Here is a 25527-nt window from a genome sequence, read left to right as displayed (position 1 = left end):
TCACGACGTACCCTTTCTCTGGGCAAGCTCGATGCGAAGCTTCTCCACCGAGTAGCTGGCGAAACGACGAACATCGTCCTGCGTCAGTGCCTTGCCATCGCGGTAGAAATTCTTGCCCAACCAGTCTCGCGCGAAGGCGCGCATTATGAGGGATGCTTCATCGCAGTGCCGACGGATCGCGCCGTTGAAGGCCTCAACGTCGTTGAGCGACTTCGTCGCCCGCTCCGGGCCGATCATTCGGTGGAGATTCCGGTCGATGAAGTAGTGGATCACACGGTCGACGAACCGCGAGTGGAAGCGCTGCGCCAAGTCCGCGAACGCGTCGGCGCTCCGCAGCGAGGCCACGGAGTGACGCAGGTCCTCGGCCGTGGGCTGCCACAGCACCGGCAGTCGGGGTTGCAGCGCCTCGGCGAGCGCACTCAACGCTGCCTGCCGGGCCATCTCACCCAGATCCGTCGCCCCGCCGGCCGCCCGGCGCTGCACTCGTTCGAGCGCAGAGTCGAACGCCGCGAGCAGCTCGGGGAGCGATCCGGGCGGCCTGCCCTTGAGGCCGAGGGCTGCCAACCCGTCGACAAAGGCACTCGAGCCGGCTGCCTGGGGCAAACGAACGAGCAGCCACAGGGCCTCAATGAAGACCGGGTCCTTCACAGCGTGCCTCAGCGCGTCGCGCCCAACTTCCGTCACCTGGTCGACCAAGTCGGCGGTGGGCGTCCCGCCATCCAGAAGATACCTGACGATCTCCGGGAGCAGGCGATGGGCCGGGAGTTTCCCGAGGCGCTGGTGGCCCATGGCTTACCGCGTCGCGGCGAGCCGATCCGCCGGTGATCGCACCGCCCTACGCGCGAATGCTGCCCGACGCACCAAGCCAGCCTCCATGGACCGCGAATCGCAGCGCGAGGCTGCCCGTCGAAGATGGCGAATCGATTGCCGCTCCGCAATCGAAGGTAGAGGAACGCAGGACCGAGTACTGGGCCGAGCGGCCGGTCTGGTCCCCTCCGCCAGGCAGCTACACGCGTAGCTTCGTTCGGCCGCTTTTGTTTGCGCGCCAGTTCGCTAAGCGATTGATCTGGCTACCAAACGGGCGCGGGATTGCGGTACGCCGGCCTTGCTATGCGGCTTCACTCCAACCCATCGCTCCCGCCCCACCTCCGCGAGGTCTGCGCCATCCTGGCCGCCGGCCTGCTGCGGCTGCGCAGCCGCACTGCCGAGGGAGTGGCGCGCGACGCCGAGCGGGCCCGGGACCGAGGAGAGGTTCGCCTACACTCCACCGCCCGGCAGCGCCGTCATGCCGACCCGACTCGTCGGAGACAGGCATGACCCGCGCGAAGCAGCAGAAGCCGGCGGCGCCCGCCACGCCGCCCACCATCCCCGCCATCCCGAAGCCGGACGTGCCGGCGCGCCTCGCCGCGCTGCCCGGCATGCCGATCGGCGAGCTGAAGGCCGAATGGCGCCGGCTGTTCGGCACCGAGCCGCCGCCCTACAACCGGCGCTTCCTCGAAAGCCGGCTCGCCTACCGCATCCAGGAGCTGGCCTATGGCGGCCTCAAGCGCGAGACGCTGGAGCGCCTCGAGGCCCTGGGCGAGCAGATCGACGGGAAAAACAACACCCTCCGCCGCATCCGCCACGAGCAGCGCCCGATCGCCGGCACCCGGCTGATCCGCGAGTACCAGGGCGTCGAGCACGTGGTGACCGTCACCCGCGACGGCTACGAATGGCAGGGCCGCCCCTACCGGTCGCTCTCGGCCATCGCCCGCGCCATCACCGGCACGCGCTGGAACGGCTGGACCTTCTTCGGGCTGAAGGGGAGGCCAGGGGCATGAGCCGCCGCAAGCTGTCCGACGGCGCCATGCCGCCCTCGGTGAAGAAGCTGCGCTGCGCGGTCTACACCCGCAAGAGCACGGACGAGGGGCTGGACAAGGAGTTCAACACCCTCGATGCCCAGCGCGAGGCCTGCGAGGCCTTCATCGCCTCGCAGCGCGCCGAGGGCTGGGTGCTGGTGCACGACCGCTACGACGACGGCGGCGTGTCGGGCGGCACCCTCGATCGCCCCGCGCTGAAGCGGCTGCTCGCCGACATCGAGGCCGGGCTGGTCGACGTGGTGGTGGTCTACAAGATCGACCGCCTCTCGCGCTCGCTGATGGACTTCGCCAGGCTGGTGCAGACCTTCGACCAGCACGAGGTCACCTTCGTCTCGGTCACGCAGTCCTTCAACACCACCACCAGCATGGGGCGGCTGACGCTCAACATCCTGCTCAGCTTCGCGCAGTTCGAGCGCGAGGTGATCGGCGAGCGGGTGCGCGACAAGATCGCCGCCTCCCGCGCCCGGGGCATGTGGATGGGCGGCCCCGTCCCGCTCGGCTACCGGGTCGAGCACCGCAGGCTGGTGGTGGACGAGGCCGGCGCCGCGACGGTCCGCCGCGTGTTCGAGGGCTTCGCCGAGCTGGGCTCCGCCACCCGGCTGCTGCCGATCCTGCGCGCGGAGGGCCTCGTCACCAAGACCGGCCGGCCCTTCGACAAGGGGGCGGTCTACAAGCTGCTGGTGAACCGCACCTACCTCGGCGAGGCGGTGCACAAGGGGAAATCCTACCCCGGCGAGCACGCCGCCATCATCCCGCGGGATCTGTGGGACCGGGTGCACGCCATCCTGGCCGAGAGCCCGCGCGCCCGCGCCGCGAAGTCCCGCCAGCGGGCGCCGGCGCTGCTGCGCGGCCTGCTGTTCGGGCCGGACGGGCGGGCGATGTCGCCCACCCACACCCGGAAGAAGGGACGGCTCTACCGCTACTACGTCAGCCAGGCCGTGCTGCAGGGCGCCCCCAACGACGCGCCGTATCGCCGCCTGCCGGCCGGGGAGATCGAGGGGCTGGTGATGACGCAGATCCGGGCGCTGCTGTGCCAGCCGGAGGTCGTCGTCGGCACCTGGCGCGCGGCGCGGGCGGAGGCGCCGGACCTGACCGAGGCGGAGGTGCGCGAGGCGCTCGGGCGGCTGGATCCGCTGTGGGACGAGCTGTTTCCCGGCGAGCAGGAGCGGATCGTTCGGCTGCTGGTCGAGCGCGTGACCGTCACCGAGGGCGGGGCGGAGATCCGGCTGAACCTGGGGGGTCTCGCCGGGCTCGCCCGGGACATGGCGGCGCAACAGCCGCGGGAGGCGATTGCAGCATGACCAGCGTGACGGTGGTGGTGCCGATGACCATCCGGCGCCGCGGCGGGCGGAAGCAGATCATCGGGCCGGATGGGGCGCCGGTGCGGGCCGGCGGGGACGCAGCGGGCGTCACGACCACCCGCGGTGACCCGGCGCTGGTGAAGGCGCTGGCCCGGGCATTCCGGTGGCGGCGGATGCTGGAGGAGGGGCGGCATGGGTCGATTCGCGAGCTCGCCGCCGCGGAGAGCGTGGAGCGCAGCGTCGTCGCCCGAACCCTCGGCCTCACCCTGCTCGCACCCGACATCGTGGAAGCCATCCTCGATGGCCGTGAGCCGATCGCCCTCTCCGTCGCATCCTTCCGTCGCGGCCTTCCGGATGCCTGGGAGGTCCAGCGGACCGCGCTGGCCGGCAGGGGCGCGGCGGTGCCGGTCGGCCGCGCAGATCCGGGGCGCGGGTGACAGGGCGGAAGCGCCCGGGCATAGTAACGAACGGTCGAAACCCTCGCGAATGCGTCACGACTAGCCCGGAGCTCCCATAGAGCCTATCGCATGAGCTATGCTGGACTTTCCTCCCTGATCTGGTCCGTCGCCGATCTGCTGCGCGGCGACTACAAGCCTTCCGAATACGGCCGGGTCATCCTGCCCTTCACCGTGCTGCGCCGCCTCGACTGCGTGCTGGCGCCCACCAAGGCCGAGGTGCTGGCGAAGAAGGCGGAGTGCGAGAGGCAGGGCCTGAACCCGGAACCCTTCCTCGCGCGCATCACCGGCGTGCCCTTCGCCAACACTTCGCCCCTCGACCTCGCCCGGCTGATGGGCGACCCGGACCATATCGGGCCGAACCTCGCCGCCTACATCCAGGGCTTCTCGCCCGCCGTCCGTGACATCTTCGAGCGCTTCCGCTTCGCCGAGCAGACCGACCGGCTGCGGAAGGCCGGGCTGCTCTACCAGGTGACCGAGCGCTTTGCCGGCTTCGACTTGAGCCCCGCCGCCGTCAGCAACCACGACATGGGCCTCGCCTTCGAGGAGCTGATCCGCAAGTTCGCCGAGATCTCCAACGAGACCGCCGGCGAGCACTTCACGCCGCGCGACGTCATCAAGCTGATGGTCAACCTGCTGTTCATCGAGGACAGCGAAATCCTCACCCCCGGAACCCCGGCGGTGCGCACCATCTATGACCCCACCGCCGGCACCGGCGGCATGCTCTCCGTCGCAGGCGAGCATCTGCTGGCGCACAACCCGGCCGCGCGGCTGACCATGTTCGGCCAGGAGCTGAACGACGAGAGCTACGCCATCTGCAAGGCGGACATGCTCATCAAGGGCCAGGACGTGCGCAACATCGTCCCCGGCAACACGCTCTCGGACGACGGACACCCGACGCAGAAGTTCGATTACATGCTCTCCAACCCGCCCTTCGGCGTGGAGTGGAAGAAGGTGGAGAAGGAGGTGCGGCGCGAGCACGAGCAGCTGGGCCACGCGGGGCGCTTCGGGCCTGGTCTGCCGCGCATCTCGGACGGCTCGCTCTTGTTCCTGCTGCATCTGCTCTCGAAGATGCGGCCGGCGCAGGAGGGCGGCAGCCGCATCGGCATCGTGCTCAACGGCTCGCCGCTGTTCACCGGCGCGGCGGGGTCGGGCGAGAGCGAGATCCGCCGCCATGTGCTGGAGAACGACCTGGTGGAGGCGATCATCGCGCTGCCCACCGACATGTTCTTCAACACCGGCATCGCCACCTATGTCTGGATCCTGACCAACCACAAGCCCGACCACCGGCGCGGCCTGGTGCAGCTCATCGACGCCTCCTCCTTCTGGCGGAAGATGCGGCGCAATCTCGGCGCCAAGCGCAAGGAGTTGGGGGAGGAGGACATCGCCGCCGTCACCCGCCTGTTCGGCGAGGCGGCGGAGGCCGATCTCGCCACCATCACCGATGCCACCGGCAAAACGACCCGCGTCATTCTGCGCGCGGGCGAGGCGCCGCCGGCCGCGCCGGAAGGCGGGCGCGTCAAGGTCGCCCCGCTCTCGCGCCTCCTCCGCAACGAGGTGTTCGGCTACCGGCAGATCACGGTCGAGCGCCCCTTGCGCGACGAGGCGGGACGCATCGTGCTCGGCACTAAGGGCAAGCAGAGGGGCAAGCCGCTGCCCGACCCGGCGCTGCGCGACACCGAGACCGTCCCCCTCGATCAGGACATTGCCGACTATATGGCGCGCGAGGTGCTGCCGCATGCCCCCGATGCCTGGGTGGACGAGGAGAAGACGAAGATCGGCTACGAGATCCCCTTCAACCGCTTCTTCTACGTGTTCGAAGCCCCGCGGCCGCTGGAGGCGATCGATGCCGAGCTGCGCGAGGTGACGGCGCGCATCAAGGCGATGCTGGAGGATCTCGCGGCATGAGCGGCAGCGAAGGCCCGCCGGCCCCCGGCGTCCTGCTCTATACCACCGAGGATGGGCGCACGCGCCTCGCATGCCGTTTCGAGGCGGACACGCTCTGGCTGACCCAGGCGCAGATGGCGGAGCTGTTCCAAACCAGCGTGCCCAACATCAACATCCATCTGCGGCAGATCTTCGCCGAGGGCGAGCTCGACCCGGCGGCAACCATTAAGTCGTACTTAATGGTTCGCACCGAGGGCGCGCGGCCGTTGGAGGCGGCGGCGACGGCGCTGCCGGAGCGGCGCAAGGCCCGGGCGCGGAAGGACGGCGGCGCATGAGCCTTCCGGCCTATCCGGCCTATCGCGACAGCGGCGTGGCGTGGCTGGGGCCGGTGCCGGCGGGGTGGAGCGTGCGGCGGCTTCGCTTCCTTGCCGACATCAGACCGAGTGGCGTGGACAAGCATAGCCTTGAAGGCGAGTTGCCGGTACGGCTCTGCAACTACGTCGATGTCTATAAGAACGACCGGATCACCGACGCGCTTGCCTTCCTGGAGGCGACGGCAACGCCTGCTGAGATCGAGCGGTTCTCGCTCCGCGCGGGGGACGTGGTCATCACGAAGGATAGCGAGACGCCGGACGATATCGCGGCGGCGGCCCTCGTCGAATCCAGCGCCGCTGGCGTCGTGTGCGGTTATCATCTCGCGTTGCTGCGGCCGGTGTCAGGTGTGATTGATGGGGCGTTCCTGTTCTGGGCCTTCAAGGCCCCGGAGACGCTGGCGCAATGCTCCGTGCGGGCGCAGGGGATCACACGCTTCGGTCTTTCCAGCGGGGCCATCGGTGATGTGTTGGTTCCCCTCCCACCTCCTGCCGAGCAGCGGGCGATTGCGGCCTTCCTCGACCGCGAATGCGGCAAGATTGACGCGCTGGTGGCGGAGCAGGAGCGGCTGATCGCGCTGCTGAAGGAGAAGCGCCAGGCCGTCATCTCCCACGCCGTCACCAAGGGCCTCGACCCCACCGCGCCGATGAAGGACTCCGGCGTGGCGTGGCTGGGGCCGGTGCCGGCGCATTGGGAGGTGCGCCGTCTTGGAACGCTGTTCGTCGAAGCCGCTGATGAGGGAGAGCACGACTTGCCGGTGCTGAGCGTCTCCATCCACGATGGCGTTTCAGACCGCGAACTGCCGGATGAGGAGTTGGAGAGGAAGGTCACACGCAGCGATAACCGGTCGAAGTACAAGAAGGTCCAACCCGGTGATCTCGTATACAACATGATGCGCGCTTGGCAGGGCGGCTTCGGCACGGTGGCGGTGCCCGGAATGGTCAGCCCGGCATATGTCGTTGCGCGGCCCAAGACGTCGACGCGCACCGCGTTTGTCGAACTGCTCCTACGCACCCCATGCGCAGTCGAGGAAATGCGCCGGCATTCGCGTGGTGTGACGGACTTCCGCCTTCGGCTCTACTGGGAGGAGTTCAAGGACATCAAGGTCGTGCTGCCACCACTTGAGGAGCAGAACACGATCCTCGGGTTCATCGAGGCGGAGACGAAGAAACTCGACACCCTCACCACCGAAGCCGAGCGCGCCATCGCGCTGCTGAAGGAACGCCGCGCCGCGCTGATCTCCGCCGCCGTCACCGGCCGGATCGACGTGCGCGGCCTTGTGCCGGCCGAGGAGGCGAAGGCCGCATGAGCCCCCGCCCACCCCGCCGCGCGCCATGACCGACCTCCACCGCGAAGCCCGGCTGGAAGAGGCGATCTGCACCCACCTCGCCGCCCATGGCTGGCTGTACGACCCCGGCGCCGCCGCCCGCCACGACCGCGCCCGCGGCCTCTTCCCCGAGGACCTTCTCGCCTGGGTGCAGCAGACCCAGCCCGAGGCCTGGGAGGCGCTCACCAAGGCGCACGGCCCGGCGGCGGCGACGGCGCTCGCCGACCGGCTGCGCGCCGCGCTCGACCGGCAGGGCACGCTCGATGTGCTGCGCCACGGCCTCGACATGGTGGGGCTGCGCCGGCCCATTCAGCTTGCCCAGTTCCGCCCGGCGCTGGCGATGAACGAGGCGCTCGCCGCCCGCTACGCCGCCAACCGCCTGCGCGTGGTGCGCCAGCTCCGCTACTCGCCGCATCACGAGAACAGCCTCGACCTGGTGCTGTTCCTCAACGGCATCCCCGTCGCCACCGCCGAGCTCAAGTCGGACTACACCCAGCGCGTCGAGGATGCGGTGGACCAGTACCGCTTCGACCGCCCGCCCAGGCTGCCCGGGCGCAACACGCCCGAACCGATCCTCGCCTTTCCCGGCGGGGCGCTGGTGCATTTCGCCGTCTCCAACAGCGAGGTGCGGATGTGCACCCGGCTCGAAGGGGCGGAGAGCCGCTTCCTGCCCTTCAACCGCGGCCATGACGGGGGCGGCGGCAATCCGCCCAACCCGCACGGCGCCCCCACCGCCTATCTGTGGGAGGAGGTGTGGGAGCGCCATTCCTGGCTCGACATCCTCGGCCGCTACCTGGTGCCGGTGAAGGACGAGAAGAAGCGCCTCCAGGGCTGGATCTTCCCGCGCTTCCACCAGCTCGACGCCACGCGGAAGCTGCTGGCGGCGGTGCTGCGGGAGGGTCCCGGCGGGCGCTACCTGATCCAGCACTCGGCAGGCTCGGGCAAGACCAACTCCATCGCCTGGACGGCGCATTTCCTGGCCGACCTGCACGATGCGGCGAACCGCAAGCTGTTCGACACGGTGCTGGTGGTCTCCGACCGCACGGTGCTGGATCGGCAATTGCGCGAGGCGGTGGAGGGCTTCGAGCGCACGCAGGGGGTGGTCGCCACCATCACCGGGGAGGGGGCGAGCAAGAGCCGCGAACTGGCCGAGGCGCTGGCCGCCGGCAAGAAGATCGTCGTCTGCACCATCCAGACCTTCCCCTTCGCGCTGGCCGAGGTGCGGCGGCTCGCGGCGACCCAGGGCAAGCGCTTCGCGGTGATCGCCGACGAGGCGCATTCCTCCCAGGCCGGCCAGGCCGCGGCGAAGCTGAAGGCGACGCTGACGGCCGAGGAGATCGCGGCCCTCGAGGATGGCGGCGAGGTCGATATGGAGGACCTGCTCGCGGCCGAGATGAAGGCCCGTGCGGCGCAGGAGGCGGGCATCAGCTACGTCGCCTTCACCGCGACCCCGAAGGCGAAGACGCTGGAGCTGTTCGGCCGCCGGCCCGACCCCTCGCGCCCCGCGGGCAAGGACAACCTGCCCGCGCCCTTCCACATCTATTCCATGCGCCAGGCGATCGAGGAGGGCTTCATCCTCGACGTGCTGCGCAACTACACCTCCTGGCGCATGGCCTTCCGCCTGACGCATGAGGGGCGCGAGCTGGACGAGCGGGAGGTGGATGCCAGCGAGGCGAAGAAGGGCATCCTGGGCTGGGTGCGGCTGCATCCGCACAACATCGCCGCGCGCGTGCGGATCGTGGTCGAGCATTTCCGGCAGAACGTGGCGCATCTGCTCGGCGGCCGGGCGAAGGCGATGGTGGTGACGGCGAGCCGCAAGGAGGCGGTGCGCTGGAAGACGGCGATGGAGGCCTATATCCGGCAGCGCCGCTACCCGCTCGGCGTGCTGGTCGCCTTCTCCGGCGAGGTCAGCGACCCGGAGACGGGCCCCGAGCCCTTCACCGAGGCGACCATGAACCCCGCCCTGCGCGGGCGCGACATCCGCGAGGCCTTCGCCACGCCCGAGTTCAGCCTGCTGCTGGTGGCGAACAAGTTCCAGACCGGCTTCGATCAACCGCTGCTCTGCGCCATGTATGTGGACAAGCGCCTTTCCGGCATCCAGGCGGTGCAGACGCTCTCGCGCCTCAACCGCGCCTATCCGGGGAAGGACGCCACCTACGTGGTGGACTTCGTGAACGAGCCCGAGGAGATCCTGGCGGCCTTCCGGCAGTACTACGAGACAGCCGAGCTTGCCGATGTCAGCGACCCGCATGTGGTGCTGGATCTGCGCAGCAAGCTCGACGCCCTGGGCCTCTACGACCGCTTCGAGGTGGAGCGCGTGGCCAAGGTGGCGGTGAACCCGAAGGCGACGCAAGCGGAGCTGGATGCCGCCATCGGCCCGGTGAGCAACCGGCTGCTGACGCGCTTCCGGCAGGCGCAGCAGGCCTGGCGGGCCGGGGCGGACGGGACGAAGGCGCGCGAGGCGGCGAAGGCGGAGATGGATGTGCTGCTGCTCTTCAAGCGCGACCTCGGCAGCTATGTCCGGCTGTACGAGTTCCTCGGGCAGATGTTCGACTACGGGAACACCGCGTTCGAGAAGCTCTACCTGTTCGGCAAGCTGCTGCTGCCGCTGCTGGACTACGGGCGGGAGCGGGAGGGGGTGGACCTCTCGGCGCTGCGGCTGACGCATCACCGCATGCGCGATCTCGGCCAGCAGCGGCTGAACCTGGGCGGGGGCGAGGGGGCCGAGGGGCTGAAGCCGCCGACCGAGGTCGGCTCCGGGCAGGTGCAGGACCGGCAGAAGCAGCGGCTGGGCGAGATCATCCGGGCGCTGAACGACCTCTTCGAGGGGGAGCTGACGGAGGGCGACCGGATCGCCTTCGCCGAGAGCGTGCGGTCCAAGCTGATGGAGAGCGCCACCCTGCGCGCCCAGGCGGCGGCGAACACGCGCGAGCAGTTCGGGAACTCGCCGAACCTGCGGGAGGAGCTGCTCAACGCCATTATTGCGACGATGGAGGCGCATGGCAGCATGAGCCGGCAGGCGCTGAACTCGGAGGCGGTGCAGGCCGGGCTGCTGGCGGTGCTGCTCGGTCCGGGAGCGCTGTGGGAGGGGCTGCGGAAGGGGGAGGAGCCGGGGGCTGGTGCCGATCCGCGATAGATTCGGCGTCGGGCAACCTTTGGTGGGGCGTCGGGTTCACCAACTCGCGGTCGGGTGCTGCCTGTCAAGCCCTTGAAGAGGCGAGCGTTCGGGCTGGCGGCATAATCGGGGAAGTCGCCAGGTTCAGAGAAATCCGGCCTGCGAGAGAGGGTTTCGGGAGGCGTTCGAGGACCGCTCGGCGCCAGCCTATGCGCGAGAACCGCGGAAAACCTGTGCCTCACGGCGCGGCCCACCAGCAGGGAGACGATTCGCGGCGCAGGGAGGTGGCGTCCCCAACGGGATTCGAACCCGTGTTACCAGCGTGAAAGGCTGGTGTCCTAGGCCTCTAGACGATGGGGACGTAGGCCTAATCTCCTAAAAATCTTGGCTCATTGCAGTTGGTGCCAGTCGTTTCCAGATGGTATTCAAAGGGAATTTCGGAGGCCTCGGAACTGCACTGAGGAGACGGCGATGGCGCGCACCTGCAAGAACGAGCAGGTCCATACCCTGAGCAATCGCCGCGGGCTAGCCCCCCGCCAGGCACCTTATTGGCGCGATTGGCGCGCTGTCCGCCAGGGTCTCCACGTTGGCTACCGGAAGAAGGCGCTCGGCTCCACCGCCGGCACCTAGGCCGCGTGGACAAACCGGATCCACAGTCGGATGGAGGCGAGTGTCGCGAAGCCGAGGAAGCTCTCTGCGCTCTGGTCGTAGCGCGTTGCGACGCGGCGGCTGTTCTTCAGGCGGTTGAGGAAGCGCTCGATGCGGCTGCGCAGCGCGTAGAGCGGGCGGCTGACGCTGTGCTGGAGATGGCGGTTGCGCTTGGTGGGGATCTCTGGCACGGCGCCGCGGCCGCGCAGATCCTGCCGGATCGGGTCGCTGTCATAGCCATTGTCGCCGAGCATGATGGCGGGATCGCTGTCGCGGGCCTGCATCAGCGCCTCGTAGTGCGAGCAGTCGGCCTCCTGCCCGGCGGTCACGTGCAGGGCGATGGGCAGGCCGAGGGCGTTGGCCCGGATGTGGAGCTTGCTCGTGAGCCCACCTCGCGAGCGGCCAAGACCCTGCCGATGAGTCCCCCCTTCCGCCGGCGGCGCAGCGGTGCGCCCGGATGCTGGTGCTGTCGCTCCTCTGCAGAAGGTCGGCGTCGCCGCCGCCATCGGCCAAGGCTTCGAGCATCACGTCCCACAGGCCCGAGGCGGTCCATCGTCGGAACTGACGGAATACCGAGTTCCAGTTGCCGAACTCGGCCGGCCGGTCACGCCACGGCGCGCCGGTGCGCGCGATCCAGAAGCTGGCGTCCAGCACCCGCCGGCGGTCGCGCGGAGGCCTCCCCCCGAGCGGACTGGCGGACACCACGAAAGGTTCGAAGAAGGACCATTCCTCGTCGGTCAGACGCCCACGGATCAACGCCGATCTCCATGCCAGAGATCAGCTTGGAATCACCTCCGCCCCCGGCTGGGAATCCCCCCAGACGCCAGTTTGTCCACGCCGCCTAGCGTCCTACGACGGCCAGGGCGCGACCGAGCACGACGAGGTCTCGGGCATCGATCACTGGAACCTCGTCCTCGTCAGCGGCGATCTCTGGCCGGCGTGACGAAGCGAGACGCCGGTGCGCGGCCATGCCTCCGGCCCGCAGCACCGGTCAGGGCGACCCGGCCGCCGGCTTCGAAGGCTGCCCCGCCCCCGCCATGCCGCGGCAGGTGCCATGCCTCGCCCGCGTCAGAAGGGCGCGCCGCCCCGCTTGGCACCGCCTGCGGGAGACGCGGTGCGGGCGGCGACGAGGGCGCGGCGGATCTCCTGCTCCGCCTTCTCCAGCTCCTTGTTCGCGGCGGCGCGCTGGGCCTGCGCCTCCTGCGCGATCCGCAGCGAGTCCTCGATCGTCGCGACCAGGGCGGCGTTGGCCCTCTTCACCGCCTCGATGTCGAACACGCCGCGTTCGAGCTGGGTGCGCGCCTCCAGGTTGCCCTGGCGCAGCCGCTCGGCGTTGGCGGTGAGCAGCTCGTTGGTCAGGTCGGTCGCCTCCTTGAGCGTCCGGCCCGCCTCGCGCATGCGGCTGATCGCCAGCGCCTGGGCGAGCTGCTGGCGCCAGAGCGGCACGGTGTTGACGATGACGGACTGGATCTTCGCCGCCAGCGCCTTGTCGTTCTCCTGGATCAGCCGGATCGAGGGCAGCGCCTGCATCGCCACCTGGCGGGTGAGCTTGAGGTCGTGGATGCGCCGCTCCAGCTCGTCGCGCGCGGCGCGGAGGTCGCGCAGGCGCTGCGCGGCGACCGCATCGCCGCTCGCCACCTGCTGCGTCACCTCGGGGATCGCCTCGCGGTCCACGCGGGCGAGGGCGAGCTCGCCTGCGGCGATGTGGTCGCCGAGGGCGTGGAACCACTCGAGCGTCGCGGCATAGAGCCGGTCGAGCTTGACCACGTCCTCGAGCAGCCGCGTGCGGTGGGTGTCGAGGCGGTCGCCGACCGCCTCGACCTGGCCGCGGATGTCCTCGTAGCGCTGGGCGATGCGCGCCGCCTCGGCGCCGGCGCGGCCGAACAGCCGGCCGAACAGGCCGGGCCGCCCGGCGAGTTTGGTCACGTCGAAGCCGCGCAGCGTGGCGAGGAGGTTGGAGAGCGTCTCCCCCGCCTCCCCCGCGTCGCGGTTGCGGGCGCCCTCGAGCATGGCGTCGGCGGCGGCGGAGGCGCGGTTCTGCACCTCGGAGCCGAAGCGGAGGATCGACTCCGGGTTCATGATGTCGAGCCGCGCGGCCAGCGCCTCGATCTCCGGCCGCCGCTCGGGCGGGACCGGCGCCGCCGCCTCGGCGGCGACCGCAGCGGCGGTGACGTCGCGCACCGCGGCGGCGTTCGCGTCCACCGCCACCTGCGCAAGCGTCTCGGCGGTGTCGGCCGAGGGCCGCAGCCTGGCCCCGCGCGCCGTCGCGTCGCCGTCCGGTTCCGCCGGGGATCCCCCGCGAGGCGTCATCCTGTCGCTCATCCGTATCCCTCCTGGCGCAGGCGGTCGGAGAGGACCTGCACCTGAACTTCCAGCGCTTCGGTTTCCTCCTGGCGCAGGCGCTCGCGGAGGTCCCGCGCGGCGCGGCCCAGCTCCTCGAGCAGGGCCGGGAGCCCCTCCGGCGGGATCGCGCCGGCCTCGAGGCGCCGGGTGATGCGCTCCAGCCCGTCCAGGTGCACGTTCAGGAAGCGGCGGGCCCTCGGCAGGCGGTCCGGCCGCGCCGCCAGGTCGTCCAGCACGCCGGCCATGGCGTTGGCGACGCCCTGGATGCGCGTGTCGGACAGGCGTTCGGCCGCATCCCGGATGCGGGCGAGGCGGCCGCGGGCCTCGGCGATCGGGACCGGCTCCGTGGCCGGCTCGGGCGGGGGTGGAGGCGGCTCCGTCTCGACGAAGGCGCCGTCGTAGAGGAGGCGCGTGCCGAACCAGGCGCCGGCGCCCATGATCACGGCCGTCAGCGCCGGCATGCCGGCGGCGAGGCCGGCGGTGAGGCCGGTGGCGATGCCCATGATCACCGCCGCCCTGTTGGTGTCGCCGCGACGACCCCGCCGCAGCGCCGCCACGGCGAGCCAGGGCAGGGCGATGCCGAGCAGCGTGCCGACCAGGTGACGGGGGTCGTGCCGCAGGATCAGCTCCAGCGGCACGTCGAGCCAGAGCGGCAGGGAGAAGGCCGGGAGCAGCAGGCCGCGCCACATGGCGCGCTGGCGCCGGACCTGCTCGGCGAGCCAGGCGCCGTCGAGGCCGGGCGCGGCGGAGGGGGGGCGGGATGGCTCGCGCATCAGTGGAACAGCGCGAGCATGCTGGCGAGCCAGAAGGTCAGGCCGAGCAGCGCCATCCCCCAGAGGCGACGCAGCGGCAGGGGGAAGCTGCCGAGCAGGACGGAACGATCCCGCGCGGTCGCGCGCCGGGCGTCGTGGCGCGCCGCCGTGTCGTTGCGCGGCGCGCCGGCGCGCCGCGCGTCGTTGCGCGTGGTCATGGCGCGTCCTTAGATCGGTCGCGCGGGTGCGAGGATCAACCGGCACGCCGATGACGGAGGCGCAAGGGCATGAGCGGCGAAGCGGCGGCGACGGACCGCATGGCGTTGGTGGGGGCCGGGCTGATCGGGCGCGCCTGGGCGATCGTGTTCGCGCGCGCCGGGCTGCCGGTGGCGCTGTGGGACCCGGCCGAGGGGGTGGCGGCGGCGGCGCTCGGCACGATCCGCGAACGGCTGGCGGACCTGCGCGCCGCCGGGCTGATCGAGGAGGCGCCGGAGCAGGCCGCCGCGCGCGTCACCGTGGCGCCGACGCTGGAGGCGGCGGTCGCGGGCGCGACGCATGTGCAGGAGCAGGGGCCGGAGCGGGTGGAGGTGAAGCGGGAACTGTTCGCGCGGCTGGACGCGCTCTGCCCGCGCGACGTGGTGCTGGCGAGCTCGACCTCCGGCATCCCGGCGAGCGCCTTCACCGAGGGGCTCGCGGGCCGCGCGCGCTGCCTCGTCGCGCATCCGGTGAACCCGCCCTACCTCGTGCCGCTGGTCGAGCTGGTCGGCGCGCCCTGGACCGATCCGGCGGTGGTGGCGCGCACGCGGGCGCTGATGGAGCGCGTCGGGCAGGTGCCGGTGACGGCGTTCCGGGAGACGCGCGGCTTCGTGCTGAACCGCCTGCAGGCCGCGCTGCTGGCGGAGGCGTTCCGGCTCGTGCGCGACGGGGTGATGAGCGTCGAGGACGTGGACCGCTGCGTGCGGGACGGGCTCGGGCTGCGCTGGTCCTTCATGGGGCCGTTCGAGACCATAGACCTGAACGCGCCGGGCGGCGTGGCGGACTACGTCGCGCGGTTCGGGCCGCTGATGGGCGGGATCACGCAGGAGCAGACGCCCTACGACTACGACGCGCCGACGGTGACGCGCGTGGCGGCGGAGCGGCGGGCGGCGCTGCCGCTGGAGCGGATCGAGGAGCGCAGCGCCTGGCGGGACCGCCGGCTGATGGCGCTGCTGGCGCACAAGCGGGGGCAGGCTAGGGGATGAGCCGCGGCGTGCGGCATCGCGCCCCCCTGCGGCGGTTCTGCGCTAATCTGGGGCCGAAGGTCCCGCCGGGGCGGCTTCGCGGATCGCGCGAACCGGCGAGGCCTCGTCCGGCCCACCGAGCGCCCGCCGGGGCCGCGCGGAACCGACGGGGAGGACAGGGTGCAAGAGACTCCGCAACACCGGGACCCCGCGCTTCGCGCGCGCATCCTCGACGCCGCCCTCGCGGTCGCCGCCGAGTCCGGCTGGTACGATCTCCGCCTGCACCTCGTCGCGGAGCGGCTCGGGCTGCCGCTCGCCGCGATCCGCGCCGAGTTCCGCGACGCCGACGCCATCGCCAACGCCTGGTTCGCGCGCGCCCTCGATGCGATGCTCGCCGAGCCGATGCCGGGCTTCGCGGCGCTGCCGCCGAGCGAGCGGATGCGCGTCGTGCTGCTGCGCTGGTTCGACGCGCAGGCGGCGCACCGGCGCGTGGTCGCCTCCATGCTGCGCGCGAAGCTGCATCCCTCGCACCCGCACCACTGGGTGCCGCTCGCCTTCGACCTGTCGCGGCTGATGCACTGGGCGCTGGAGGCGGCGCGGCTCGACGCGCGGGGCCTGGCGCGGCAGGCGGAGGAGGTGGGGCTGACGCTGGTGTTCCTGCAGGCCCTCGCGCTCTGGCTGTGCGACGAGAGCGCGGGCCAGGCGCGGACGCGCGCTTTCCTCGCGCGCAACCTCGGCTGGCTGGACCGTCTGCCGCGCCGGGCGGGCTAGCGCCGCTCCGCGCGCGGATCGAGGGCGTCGCGCAGCCCGTCGCCGACCAGGTTGAAGGCGAGGACGACGAGGAAGATCGCGGCGCCGGGGAAGACCGCGAGCCAGGGCGCGTTCTCCAGGAAGCGCTGCGCGCTGTTCAGCATGCTGCCCCAGGAGGGGGCCGGCGGCTGCTGGCCGAGGCCGAGGAAGGAGAGCGCCGCCTCGGCGATGATCGCCTCGGCGATGGCGAGGGTGGACTGGACGAGCAGCGGCGGGACGATGTTGGGCAGCACGTGCCGCACCGCGATGCGCCAGGCGGGGTTGCCGAGCGCGCGCGCCGCCTCGACCCAGTCGGTGGACTTCGCGTCCAGCGCCATGCCGCGGGCGAGGCGCACGAAGACCGGGCTGAAGGTGATGGCGATGGCGAGCATCGCGTTCTCCAGAGCCGGCCCGAGGAAGGCGGCGAGCGCGATCGCCAGGATCAGGAAGGGCACGGAGAGCATGGCGTCGGCGATGCGCGACAGCACCGCGTCCGCCCAGCCGCCGGCGAAGCCCGCGAGCAGCCCGAACGGCACGCCGATCGCGACCGCGGCCAGCACCGAGACGACGCCGGCCATCAGGCTCGCCCGCGCGCCCCAGATGACGCGGGAGAGCACGTCGCGCCCGTTCTCGTCCGTGCCGAACCAGTGCGCGGCGGAGGGCGCCCGGCGGATCGCGGTCCAGGAGGTCTGCAGCGGGTCGTAGGGCGCGATCCAGGGCGCGAGCAGCGCCGTGGCGACGAACACCACGATCACCGCCAGCCCGAACACCGCGATGCGGTGGCGCAGGAAGCGGCGCAGCGCGCGGCGCGCGGGGCTCTCGCCGCGCTCGACGGAAGCGGGGGCCGCGACGGTAGCGCTCATGCGTGGCGCAGCCGCGGGTTGATCGCCATGTAGAGCAGGTCGGCGACGAGGCTGAGCAGGACGAAGATCAGCGCCGTCGTCAGCACCACGCCCTGCACGACGGGGTAGTCGCGGTTGAACACCGCGTCCACCACCAGCTTGCCGAAGCCCGGGATGGTGAAGATCTGCTCGGTCAGCACCGCGCCGGCGAGGAGGCGGCCGAACTCGATGGTGCCGAGGGTGACGACGGGGATCAGCGCGTTGCGCAGCGCGTGCTTCCAGACGACGACGCGCTCCGGCAGGCCCTTGGCGCGGGCGGTGCGCACGTAGTCCTGGGAGAGGGCCGTCAGCATCGCGGCGCGGGTGTGCCGCATCAGCACGCCGGCGATGTTGGTGCCGAGGACGAAGGCCGGCATGATCGTCGTCGCGATGGACTGCCGGAAGTCCTCGGTCAGCGGCACGTAGCCCGAGGGCGGCAGCCAGCCGAGCTGGACGCTGATGAGCAGGATCAGCATGATCCCGAGCCAGAAATTCGGCGTCGAGATGCCGAACAGCGCCACCGCGTTCGCCGCCCAGTCCGCCGGCCGGTCGCGCCGGACGGCCGAGAGGATACCCATCGGCACGCCGATCAGCGCGCCGATCAGGAAGGCCATGGTGGCGAGCTGCGCGGTGACGGGCAGCTTCTCCAGGATCAGCTCCGCCACCGGCATGCGGATGCGCCAGGAGAATCCGAAATCCCCGGTCAGCACGCTGCCGAGCCAGTGCAGGTACTGCTCGTACAGCGGCCGGTCGAGCCGGAGCTCGGCGCGGATCTGCGCCAGCACCTGCGGGTCGCCCCTCTCCTCCCCGGCGAGGATCAGGGCCGGATCCCCGGGCATGAGCTGCTGCAGCCCGAAGATCAGGAAGGAGAGGACGAGCAGCGTCGGCAGGATCTGCGCAAGCCGGCGCGCGAGCCAGATCCACATGCGGCGGCGCTAGTCGAGCCGCAGGTCCTGCACCCGGATCAGCCCGTCGGGCACCGGCCGGTAGCCCGTCACGCGCGCCGAGTGCGCCATGATGTTCTTGCGGTGCCAGAGGAAGATCCGCGGCCGGTCCTGGCGGACCAGGATCTGCAGGAGCTGCTCGTAGAGCGCCTTGCGCTTCTCCTGGTCGAGCTCCGCCCGCGCCGCGTTCATCAGCCGGTCCGCCTCCGGGTTGGAGTAGCGCCCGTCGTTGTTGCCGCCGCCGGTGACGAAGAAGGAGTAGATGTTGCCGTCCGGGTCCACGCGGCCCGACCAGCCGACGAGCCAGAGCTCGAACTCGCCGCGCTGGGCGGCCTGCAGGCCGGAGGCGAACTCGATCGCCCGCAGCCGGATGTCGAAGCCGGCCTCGCCCGCCATCGCCTGGATCACCTCGCCGACCTGGCGGAGGTCCGGGTTGTTCGGGACCAGCAGCTCGACCGGGAGGGGCGCGGTCGCGCCCGCCTCGCGCAGCAGGGCGCGGGCGCGGGCCACGTCGCGCGGCTCGGGGCGGAGCGAGGCGACATGGTAGGGGTTCGCCGGCGGCAGGGGCTGGACGGTCGGCGTGTACATGCCCCCGTAGACCACCTGCACGATCGCCTGGCGGTCGAGCGCCAGCTCGAGGGCGTGGCGCACGCGCGGGTCGCGGCCGAGCGGGGTGTCGGCGCGCGCGCCGTTGCCGACGTTGATCTGCAGGCTCTGCCAGCCGAGCTCGTCCACCGCGACGAAGCGCAGCCGCCGGTCGCGCCGGATCGCCGGGATGTGCTCCGGCTCCATGCGCTCGGCGAACTCGACGGCGCCGGACTGCAGGTTGGCGAGCCGCACCGTGTTGTCCGGGATCGGCAGGTAGGTGATGCGGTTCAGGTGCACGCGGCCGGCGTCCCAGTACTCCGGGAACCGCTCGACCACGATGCGCTCCTGCGCGACGCGCTCGACGAAGCGGAAGGGGCCGGCGCAGACGGGCCGGGTGCCGAAATTCCGCCCCATCGCCTCGGCGGCCTTCGGCGAGACGATCATGCCCGCGCGGTCGGTGAGCTGCGACAGGAAGGAGGCGGAGGGCTGCCGGAGGCGGATGCGCACGGTGCGCGGGTCCACCACCTCCACCGCCTCCATGTCGTTGATCTCGCTGCGGCGGAAGCTGCCCTGCATGGTCAGGTGCCGGTTCAGCGAGTAGCGCACCGCCTCGGCGTCCATCACCTCGCCGTCGTGGAAGCGCACGCCCTCGCGCAGCGTGATGACCAGCGTCCGCGGGTCCTCCCAGCGGTGCGCGGCGGCGAGCTGGTGGACGAGCTGCAGCCGCTCGTCGATGTCGAACAGCTTGTCGCACAGCGCCGCGTAGACGATGCGGCCGACATAGGTGCGCGAGAGGGTGGGGTCGAGGATGTCCGGGTCCTCGCGCAGCGCCATGCGCAGGTGCTGCTGCTGCGGCTGCGCCTGCGCCGCGCCCGAGAGCAGCGCGGCGCACAGCGCCAGCGCGGCGGCGATCGTCGTCCTCATGCGGAAGCTCCCGACGGTTCCGGTTGTGCCTCGGTCGTGCCGGTCGCCGCCGGCGCCTGCTGCGCCGGGCCGGCCCGGAAGAAGGATTGCAGGCGGCGCAGCCTTTCGCCACCGGTATCCGCCTCGGCCGGCGCGACGGCGGGCGGCAGGCGGTCCTGGAGGTGGCAGGCGGCGCGGTGCGCGGCCCCGCCCGCGAGCTCCGGGTCCAGCTCGCGGCAGAGGGCCTCGGCGAAGGAGCAGCGGGGGTGGAAGCGGCAGCCCGGCGGCGGCGCGATCGGGCTCGGCACGTCGCCCTCGATCGGCGGCGCCGCCGCCCTCCCCTGCCCCGGCACGGCGGCGAGCAGGGCGCGCGTGTAGGGGTGGCGCGGGGCGGCGAAGACCGCCTCGGCCGGCCCCTCCTCGACGATGCGGCCGAGGTACATCACGGCGACGCGATCGGCGACGTGGCGCACCACCGCGAGGTCGTGGCTGATCAGCACGAAGGTCAGGCCGAGGTCGCGGATCAGGTCCTGCAGCAGGTTGATCACCTGCGCCTGCACCGAGACGTCGAGGGCGGAGACCGGCTCGTCGCCGATGACGAGGCGCGGGCCGGAGGCGAGGGCGCGGGCGATGGCGATGCGCTGGCGCTGGCCGCCGGAGAATTCGTGCGGCCAGCGCCGCGCGTGCTCGGGCCGCAGGCCGACGCGCGCGAGCAGCTCCGCCACCCGCTCGCGTTCCTTCGCGCGGGGCACGATGCCGTGCAGGCGGAGCGGCTCCGCCACGGCGTCCTCGACCGTCATGCGCGGGTCGAGGCTGGCGAAGGGGTCCTGGAAGATGAGCTGCATGTCGCGCCGCCTCGCGCGCAGCGCGCGGGGGGAGAGCGCGCCGAGGTCCTCGCCGGCGAAGCGGACCGTGCCGGCGTCGGGCTCGATCAGCCGCAGCGCCAGGCGGCCGAGGGTGGACTTGCCGCAGCCGCTCTCGCCGACGATGGCGAGCACCGAGCCCTCCGGCACGGCGAGCGAGACGCCGTCCACCGCCCGCACCGCGCCGCGGCGGCGGCCGAGCGCGTCGCGCACCGGGAAGTGCTTCACCAGGCCGTCGAGCTCGAGCAGCGGCGCGGCGGTGCTCACGCGGCGGCCTCCAGGATGCGCTCCAGGGGGGCGCGCCAGCAGGCGCTGGCGTGGCCCGGCGCCACCTCGGCGAGCGGCGGGGCCTCCTCGGCGCAGCGCGCGATGCGGAACGGGCAGCGCGGGGCGAAGCGGCAGCCGGGGGGCGGGCGCGCCATGTCGGGGACGGCGCCCTCGATGCTCGCCAGCCGCCCGCCGGCGGCGCGGCCGAGCCGCGGCGCGGCGCCGAGCAGCCCGACCGTGTAGGGGTGCTGCGGCACGGCGAACAGCGCCGCGGCGGGCGCGCGTTCCGCGATGCGGCCGGCGTACATCACCGCCACGTCCTCGGCGTGGTCGGCGACGACGCCGAGGTCGTGGGTGATCAGCACCACCGCGGTGCCGGTCTCGCGCTTCAGCTCGTCGATCAGCGCCAGGATCTGCGCCTGCACCGTCACGTCGAGCGCGGTGGTCGGCTCGTCGGCGATCAGCAGGCGGGGGCGGCAGGCGAGCGCCATGGCGATCATCACCCGCTGGCGCATGCCGCCCGAGAGCTGGTGCGGATACTGCCGCGCCCGGCGCGCCGCGTCCGGGATGCGCACATGCGCGAGCATCTCGACCGCGCGGGCGAAGGCCTCGCGGCGCGAAAGGCCCTGGTGCAGGCGGAGCGCCTCCGCCACCTGCTCGCCCGCGGTGAAGGCGGGGTTGAGGCTGGTCATCGGCTCCTGGAAGACCATCGCCATCTCGGCGCCGCGCATCTTGCGCCGTTCCTCCGGCGCCAGCGTCGCGATCTCGCGCCCGGCGAGGCGGATCGAGCCGGAGACGCGGGCGTGGGGCGGCAGCAGGCCCATGATCGCCAGCGCGGTGACCGACTTGCCGCAGCCGCTCTCGCCGACGATGGCGAGGGTGCGCCCCGGGGCGACGGCGAAGGAGACGCCGTCCACCGCGCGCAGGATGCCGCGGTCGGTGGCGAACTCGACGGCGAGGTCGCGCACCTCCAGGGCGGGAGGCGCGCTCACGGGGCGTTCTCGCGGGTGGCGGCGGCGATCGCCGCCTCGATCACCGCGCGGTCGAAGACGCCGGGGTGGTCGCGGCCGGGGAGGAAACGGCGGAAGTGGACGAAGCGGCGCCGCGCCACCGCGTGCAGCCGGCGCAGCTCGGCGATCGGATCGGGATGGTCGTCCGCCCGCAGGTCCAGGTCCGGGTAGGGATCGGCGCTCGCCACCTGGAGCGCGGCGGACTGCCGGCCGCGCCGGTCGCCCCCCGCCGCCTCGCCGGCCTCGAGCGCGGCGAGCAGGCGCTCGGCGAGCGGGGCGCCGGCGGTGGCGAGGAAGGCGTCGCGCGTCGCCTCGATCACCGCCGGGCCGGCGAGCATGTTGCCGGCGACGGAGACATCCGTGCCGGCGAGATGTCCGGCCCAGCCGACGCAGGCCTCGCCGGTGTGGCGGGCGCTGCGCCCGTCCCAGGCCATGAGGTGGAGCTGCCGGGCGGCGCGGCCGGCGTCGGCGCCGGTCAGGGCGGCGACGATGGCCTCCGGCGCCTCGCCGGCGCGCAGCCGCGCCATGCCCTCGAGGGCGTAGATCGGGTTGACCAGCGCCTGGGTGGCGAGCGCGCCGACGCCGCCCTCGGCGCGCGGGCAGAGGGCGCCGACCGCGAAGAACCGCGTCGCCACGGCGACGCCGATGGCGCCGGCCGCGGGATCGCGGGCGAGGATGGACCAGGTCATGCGCGGCCATTCCACCGCCCCGGGCGGCGGGCGCCAAGGGCCAAAAACGCCCCGGCGGGGGCCGGGGCCGCGGATCGCTCCGCCGCCCCGTAGGGGACCGCCCGTGCCGCGCGGAGGCGCGCGGCGCCGGGGAGCCTACAGCTTCACCCGCAGCAGGTTGCCGATCTCGCCGACGATGCCGCGGCGGAAGGCGAGCACGCAGGCGACGAAGATCGCGCCCTGGATCACCGTCACCCAGGCGCCCATCTCGGCCAGGTAGTTCTGCATGGTGACGATCACCGCCGCGCCGACCAGCGGGCCGAACACGGTGCCGAGGCCGCCGACCAGGGTCATCAGCACCACCTCGCCCGACATCGCCCAGTGCACGTCGGTCAGCGTGGCGATGCCGAAGACCAGCGACTTGGTGCCGCCCGCGACGCCGGCGAGGGTGGCCGAGAGGATGAAGGTGACCAGCTTGTAGTCGTCGGTGCGGTAGCCGAGCGAGGTGGTGCGCGGCTCGTTCTCGCGGATCGCCTTGATCACCTGGCCGAAGGGCGAGTGCACGATGCGGTGGATCAGCAGGAATCCGGCGAGGAAGATGGCGGCCACGAACCAGTACATGGCCATGTCGTCCTGCAGCCCGATGAAGCCGAGCAGGGTGCCGCGCGGGATCTGCTGGATGCCGTCCTCGCCGCCGGTGAAGGGGGCCTGGACGCAGAAGAAATAGACCATCTGCGCCAGCGCCAGGGTGATCATGGCGAAGTAGATGCCGGAGCGGCGGATGGCGAGCCACCCGAACACGGCGCCGAGCCCTCCGGCCACCGCCGCGCCGGTCAGGATGGAGAGCTCCGGCGGCAACCCCCAGACCTTCGCGGCGTGCCCGGCGAGGTAGCCGCCCATGCCGAAATAGGCCGCGTGGCCGAAGGAGAGCAGGCCGACATAGCCGATCAGCAGGTTGAAGGCGCTGGCGAACAGGGCGAAGCAGAGCAGCTTCATCAGGAAGACGGGGTAGAGCCAGAACGGCGCCACCACCAGGAAGACGATGAGCACCGCGAGCGCGCCGAGCTGCGCGCGCGTGAACCCCCACAGGCCGAGTTCGTCCGGCCGGGAGGCGGCGGGCCGGCCGAGGGCGGCGCCGGGGGTGGCGGTCGTCAGGGAGGTGTCGGGCGACATGGTTCAGGCCCTTCCGAACAGACCGGCGGGACGCGCGAGCAGCACGATCGCCATGATGACGAAGATCACCGTGGCCGAGGCCTCGGGCCAGAAGACCTTGGTGAGCCCCTCGACCACGCCGAGGGTGAAGCCGGTGAGCACCGCGCCGAGGATCGAGCCCATGCCGCCGATGACGACGACGGCGAAGACCACGATGATGAGGTTGGTGCCCATCTGCGGGTTGACCGAGTAGATCGGCGCGGCGAGGACGCCGGCGAGCGCCGCCAGCGCCACGCCCCCGCCATAGGTGAGCGTGACCATGCGCGGCACGTTCACGCCGAAGGCCTGGACCAGCGGCGCGTTCTCGGTCGCGGCGCGGAGGTAGGCGCCGAGCCGGGTCTTCTCGATCACCAGCCAGGTGGTGAGGCAGAAGATCAGGGCGGCGATGACGACCCAGCCGCGGTAGACCGGCATGAACATGAAGCCGAGGTCCCAGGCCCCCTGGAGCTGGTCCGGGATCCGGTAGGGCAGGCCGGAGGAGCCGTAGTAGTTGCGGAACACGCCCTCGATCACCAGGGCGAGGCCGAAGGTGAGCAGCAGGCCGTAGAGGTGGTCGAGCTTGTAGAGGCGGCTGATGAACAGCTTCTCCAGCGCCATGCCGAACAGGCCGACGATGACGGGCGACAGCAGCATCGCCCACCAGTAGCCGAGCCCCGCGTAGTTGAGCAGCATCCAGGCGACGAAGGCGCCCATCATGAACAGGGCGCCATGGGCCAGGTTGACGATGTTGAGCAGCCCGAAGATCACCGCCAGCCCGAGCGAGAGCATCGCGTAAAAGGCGCCGTTGATCAGGCCGAGCAGCAGCTGTCCGAACAGCAGCGGCGCGGGTATGCCGAAGATTTCGTCCATAGGCGGTGTCTTCCCGGGTTTCGATCAGCTGCGAATGAAGGCGCAGCCGCCTTCGTTGAGCGGTCGGAACGCCTCCTCGCCCGGCGTCGTGGCGACCACCTTGTAGTAGTCCCAGGTGCCGGAGGATTCCTGCGGCGTCTTGACCTGGAAGAGGTAGGCAGGGTGCAGCTTGCGGCCGTCCTCGCGGATCCGGCCGGGGCCGAAGGCGTCGTCGTCGCAGGGCATCGCCTTCATCCGCTGCACCACCTCCACGCCGGAGGCCTTGGCGCGCTCCGCGCCCATGTCGGCCACGGCCTTGAGGTAGTGGAGCGTCGCGCCGTAGCAGCCGGCGGGCACCATCGCGGGCGGACGGTTCTGGTTGTTCGGCCGGATGCGCGCGGTGAAGGCGCGGGTGCGGTCGTTGAGGTCCCAGTAGAAGCTCTCGGTCAGCAGCAGGCCCTGCCCGAGCTCCAGCCCGAGGGCGTGGATGTCGATCACCCCCATCAGCAGGGCGGCGAACCGCATGTTGCGGTGCAGGCCGAACTCGCGCGCCGCCTTGATGGTGTTGACCGTGTCGGTGCTGGCGTTGGCCATGCCGAGCACCTTGGCGCGGCTCGCCTGCGCCTGGAGGACGAAGGCGGAGAAGTCGGTGGTCTGCGGGAAGGGATAGCGGACCGCGCCGAGCACCTGCCCGCCGGCGGCGCGCACGAAGTTGGCGGTGTCGCGCTCCAGCGCGTGGCCGAAGGCGTAGTCGGCGGTGATGAAGAACCACGTGTCGCCGCCCGCGCGGGTGATCGCCCCGCCCGTACCCTTGGCGAGCATGTAGGTGTCGTAGGTCCAGTGGATGGTGTTCGGGCTGCACTGGGCGCCGGTGAGGTCCGAGGTCGCGGCGCCGGAGTTCAGGAACACCTTGTTCTTCTCGCGCGCGATCGCGGCGATCGAGAGCGCGACCGAGGAGGTCGGGATGTCCACGATGGCGTCCACGCCCTGGTCGAACCACTGCCGTGCCAGGTTGGAGCCGACGTCCGGCTTGTTCTGGTGGTCGGCGGAGATGACCTCGATGTTGAAGCCCCGTCCGCTGAACTCCGCCGCCGCCTGCTGGGTGCAGACGACGCTGCCCGGCCCGGTCGCGTCGCGGTAGGGGCCGGACATGTCGGTCAGCACGCCGATGCGGATGGTGGTCCGCGCCTGGGCGCGCGCCCGGCGCCCGGGCAGGGCGGAAGCCGCCGCCGCGAGGCCGGCGGCGCCGAGAAGATCGCGGCGGGCAACTCCTGTCATGGTGATCGTTCCTCCCG

At 71.8% G+C, this 25527-nt stretch carries 23 protein-coding genes and 1 tRNA gene; 9 read left to right on the top strand and 15 right to left on the bottom strand.

The features are described 5' to 3' along the window. A complete protein-coding gene (locus IEX99_RS14090; protein WP_188901335.1) occupies nt 1–789 on the bottom strand; it encodes a hypothetical protein in 789 nt (262 codons plus the stop codon). Between the two features lie 524 nt (nt 790–1313). On the opposite strand from IEX99_RS14090, the gene IEX99_RS14085 reads away from it, so the two are divergent. The 7 genes from IEX99_RS14085 to IEX99_RS14055 all read left to right on the top strand — a co-directional run bounded on the left by IEX99_RS14085 (nt 1314) and on the right by IEX99_RS14055 (nt 10337). Beyond that, nucleotides 1314–1820, top strand: coding sequence for a DUF2924 domain-containing protein (locus tag IEX99_RS14085; RefSeq protein WP_188901333.1), 507 nt, complete (start codon nt 1314–1316; stop codon nt 1818–1820). Then, nucleotides 1817–3160, top strand: coding sequence for a recombinase family protein (locus IEX99_RS14080; protein ID WP_188901331.1), 1344 nt, complete (start codon nt 1817–1819; stop codon nt 3158–3160). The genes IEX99_RS14085 and IEX99_RS14080 overlap by 4 nt, the downstream gene beginning before the upstream one ends. Continuing rightward, nucleotides 3157–3597, top strand: a complete 441-nt coding sequence (locus tag IEX99_RS14075) for a hypothetical protein (protein ID WP_188901329.1) — start codon at nt 3157–3159, stop codon at nt 3595–3597. Before IEX99_RS14080 ends, IEX99_RS14075 begins: the two co-directional genes overlap by 4 nt. 90 nt (nt 3598–3687) lie before the next feature. Beyond that, nucleotides 3688–5523: a type I restriction-modification system subunit M gene (locus IEX99_RS14070; protein WP_188901327.1), complete on the top strand. Its 1836-nt coding sequence runs from the start codon at nt 3688–3690 to the stop codon at nt 5521–5523. After that, entirely contained in the window at nt 5520–5837 is a 318-nt protein-coding gene (locus IEX99_RS14065; protein ID WP_188901325.1) for a hypothetical protein, read from the top strand. The genes IEX99_RS14070 and IEX99_RS14065 overlap by 4 nt, the downstream gene beginning before the upstream one ends. After that, entirely contained in the window at nt 5834–7183 is a 1350-nt protein-coding gene (locus IEX99_RS14060) for a restriction endonuclease subunit S (RefSeq protein WP_188901323.1), read from the top strand. Before IEX99_RS14065 ends, IEX99_RS14060 begins: the two co-directional genes overlap by 4 nt. Nucleotides 7184–7208: 25 nt before the next feature. Continuing rightward, nucleotides 7209–10337, top strand: coding sequence for a type I restriction endonuclease subunit R (locus tag IEX99_RS14055; RefSeq protein WP_188901321.1), 3129 nt, complete (start codon nt 7209–7211; stop codon nt 10335–10337). A 264-nt stretch (nt 10338–10601) separates the two neighbouring features. Here the strand turns inward: IEX99_RS14055 and IEX99_RS14050 are convergent. From IEX99_RS14050 to IEX99_RS14030, 5 genes are all read right to left on the bottom strand, one after another. Then, nucleotides 10602–10677: transfer RNA gene (locus tag IEX99_RS14050), tRNA-Glu, on the bottom strand. A 265-nt stretch (nt 10678–10942) separates the two neighbouring features. Further along, nucleotides 10943–11738 (bottom strand): IS5 family transposase gene (locus tag IEX99_RS14045; RefSeq protein ID WP_188901441.1). Its coding sequence is split into 2 segments (ribosomal slippage): nt 10943–11390 and nt 11389–11738, totalling 798 coding nucleotides; the frame shifts between segments, so codons are not numbered across the junction. 294 nt (nt 11739–12032) lie between these two features. Next, nucleotides 12033–13286 carry a toxic anion resistance protein gene (locus IEX99_RS14040; protein ID WP_229678032.1) on the bottom strand — a complete coding sequence of 418 codons (1254 nt, stop codon included), beginning with the start codon at nt 13284–13286 and terminating at the stop codon, nt 12033–12035. Continuing rightward, nucleotides 13283–14080, bottom strand: coding sequence for a hypothetical protein (locus IEX99_RS14035; RefSeq protein ID WP_188901319.1), 798 nt, complete (start codon nt 14078–14080; stop codon nt 13283–13285). Before IEX99_RS14035 ends, IEX99_RS14040 begins: the two co-directional genes overlap by 4 nt. Beyond that, complete coding sequence (locus IEX99_RS14030; protein WP_188901317.1) at nt 14080–14277, bottom strand: hypothetical protein; 198 nt, start codon at nt 14275–14277, stop codon at nt 14080–14082. The genes IEX99_RS14035 and IEX99_RS14030 overlap by 1 nt, the downstream gene beginning before the upstream one ends. Before the next feature lie 69 nt (nt 14278–14346). On the opposite strand from IEX99_RS14030, the gene IEX99_RS14025 reads away from it, so the two are divergent. Together IEX99_RS14025 and IEX99_RS14020 are read left to right on the top strand one after the other, a co-directional pair. Next, entirely contained in the window at nt 14347–15300 is a 954-nt protein-coding gene (locus IEX99_RS14025) for a 3-hydroxyacyl-CoA dehydrogenase (RefSeq protein ID WP_188901315.1), read from the top strand. 159 nt (nt 15301–15459) lie between these two features. Continuing rightward, entirely contained in the window at nt 15460–16050 is a 591-nt protein-coding gene (locus IEX99_RS14020) for a formyltetrahydrofolate deformylase (protein ID WP_188901313.1), read from the top strand. Here the strand turns inward: IEX99_RS14020 and IEX99_RS14015 are convergent. The 9 genes from IEX99_RS14015 to IEX99_RS13975 all read right to left on the bottom strand — a co-directional run bounded on the left by IEX99_RS14015 (nt 16047) and on the right by IEX99_RS13975 (nt 25510). After that, nucleotides 16047–16931, bottom strand: a complete 885-nt coding sequence (locus tag IEX99_RS14015; protein WP_188901311.1) for an ABC transporter permease — start codon at nt 16929–16931, stop codon at nt 16047–16049. The genes IEX99_RS14020 and IEX99_RS14015 overlap by 4 nt on opposite strands. Beyond that, nucleotides 16928–17875, bottom strand: coding sequence for an ABC transporter permease (locus IEX99_RS14010; RefSeq protein ID WP_188901309.1), 948 nt, complete (start codon nt 17873–17875; stop codon nt 16928–16930). Before IEX99_RS14010 ends, IEX99_RS14015 begins: the two co-directional genes overlap by 4 nt. A gap of 9 nt (nt 17876–17884) precedes the next feature. Further along, on the bottom strand, nt 17885–19405 hold the full coding sequence (locus tag IEX99_RS14005) for an ABC transporter substrate-binding protein (protein WP_188901307.1): 1521 nt from the start codon (nt 19403–19405) through the stop codon (nt 17885–17887). Next, entirely contained in the window at nt 19402–20514 is a 1113-nt protein-coding gene (locus tag IEX99_RS14000) for an ABC transporter ATP-binding protein (protein WP_188901305.1), read from the bottom strand. Before IEX99_RS14000 ends, IEX99_RS14005 begins: the two co-directional genes overlap by 4 nt. Next, nucleotides 20511–21506: an ABC transporter ATP-binding protein gene (locus IEX99_RS13995; protein WP_188901303.1), complete on the bottom strand. Its 996-nt coding sequence runs from the start codon at nt 21504–21506 to the stop codon at nt 20511–20513. The genes IEX99_RS14000 and IEX99_RS13995 overlap by 4 nt, the downstream gene beginning before the upstream one ends. Next, nucleotides 21503–22213, bottom strand: coding sequence for a DUF1028 domain-containing protein (locus IEX99_RS13990; protein WP_188901302.1), 711 nt, complete (start codon nt 22211–22213; stop codon nt 21503–21505). The genes IEX99_RS13995 and IEX99_RS13990 overlap by 4 nt, the downstream gene beginning before the upstream one ends. A gap of 135 nt (nt 22214–22348) precedes the next feature. Further along, nucleotides 22349–23365 (bottom strand): branched-chain amino acid ABC transporter permease, encoded by a 1017-nt coding sequence (locus tag IEX99_RS13985; protein ID WP_188901300.1) that lies wholly within the window; start codon nt 23363–23365, stop codon nt 22349–22351. A gap of 3 nt (nt 23366–23368) precedes the next feature. Next, nucleotides 23369–24253 carry a branched-chain amino acid ABC transporter permease gene (locus tag IEX99_RS13980; RefSeq protein ID WP_188901298.1) on the bottom strand — a complete coding sequence of 295 codons (885 nt, stop codon included), beginning with the start codon at nt 24251–24253 and terminating at the stop codon, nt 23369–23371. 24 nt (nt 24254–24277) lie between these two features. Continuing rightward, nucleotides 24278–25510 carry an ABC transporter substrate-binding protein gene (locus IEX99_RS13975; RefSeq protein ID WP_188901296.1) on the bottom strand — a complete coding sequence of 411 codons (1233 nt, stop codon included), beginning with the start codon at nt 25508–25510 and terminating at the stop codon, nt 24278–24280. Nucleotides 25511–25527: the final 17 nt, after the last annotated feature.

This window comes from Caldovatus sediminis (assembly GCF_014644455.1).
GTDB classification, from domain to species: Bacteria; Pseudomonadota; Alphaproteobacteria; order Acetobacterales; family Acetobacteraceae; genus Caldovatus; species Caldovatus sediminis.
The sequence above is the reverse complement of the archived record's forward strand: the minus strand, read 5'-3'. Positions and strand labels throughout refer to the sequence as shown.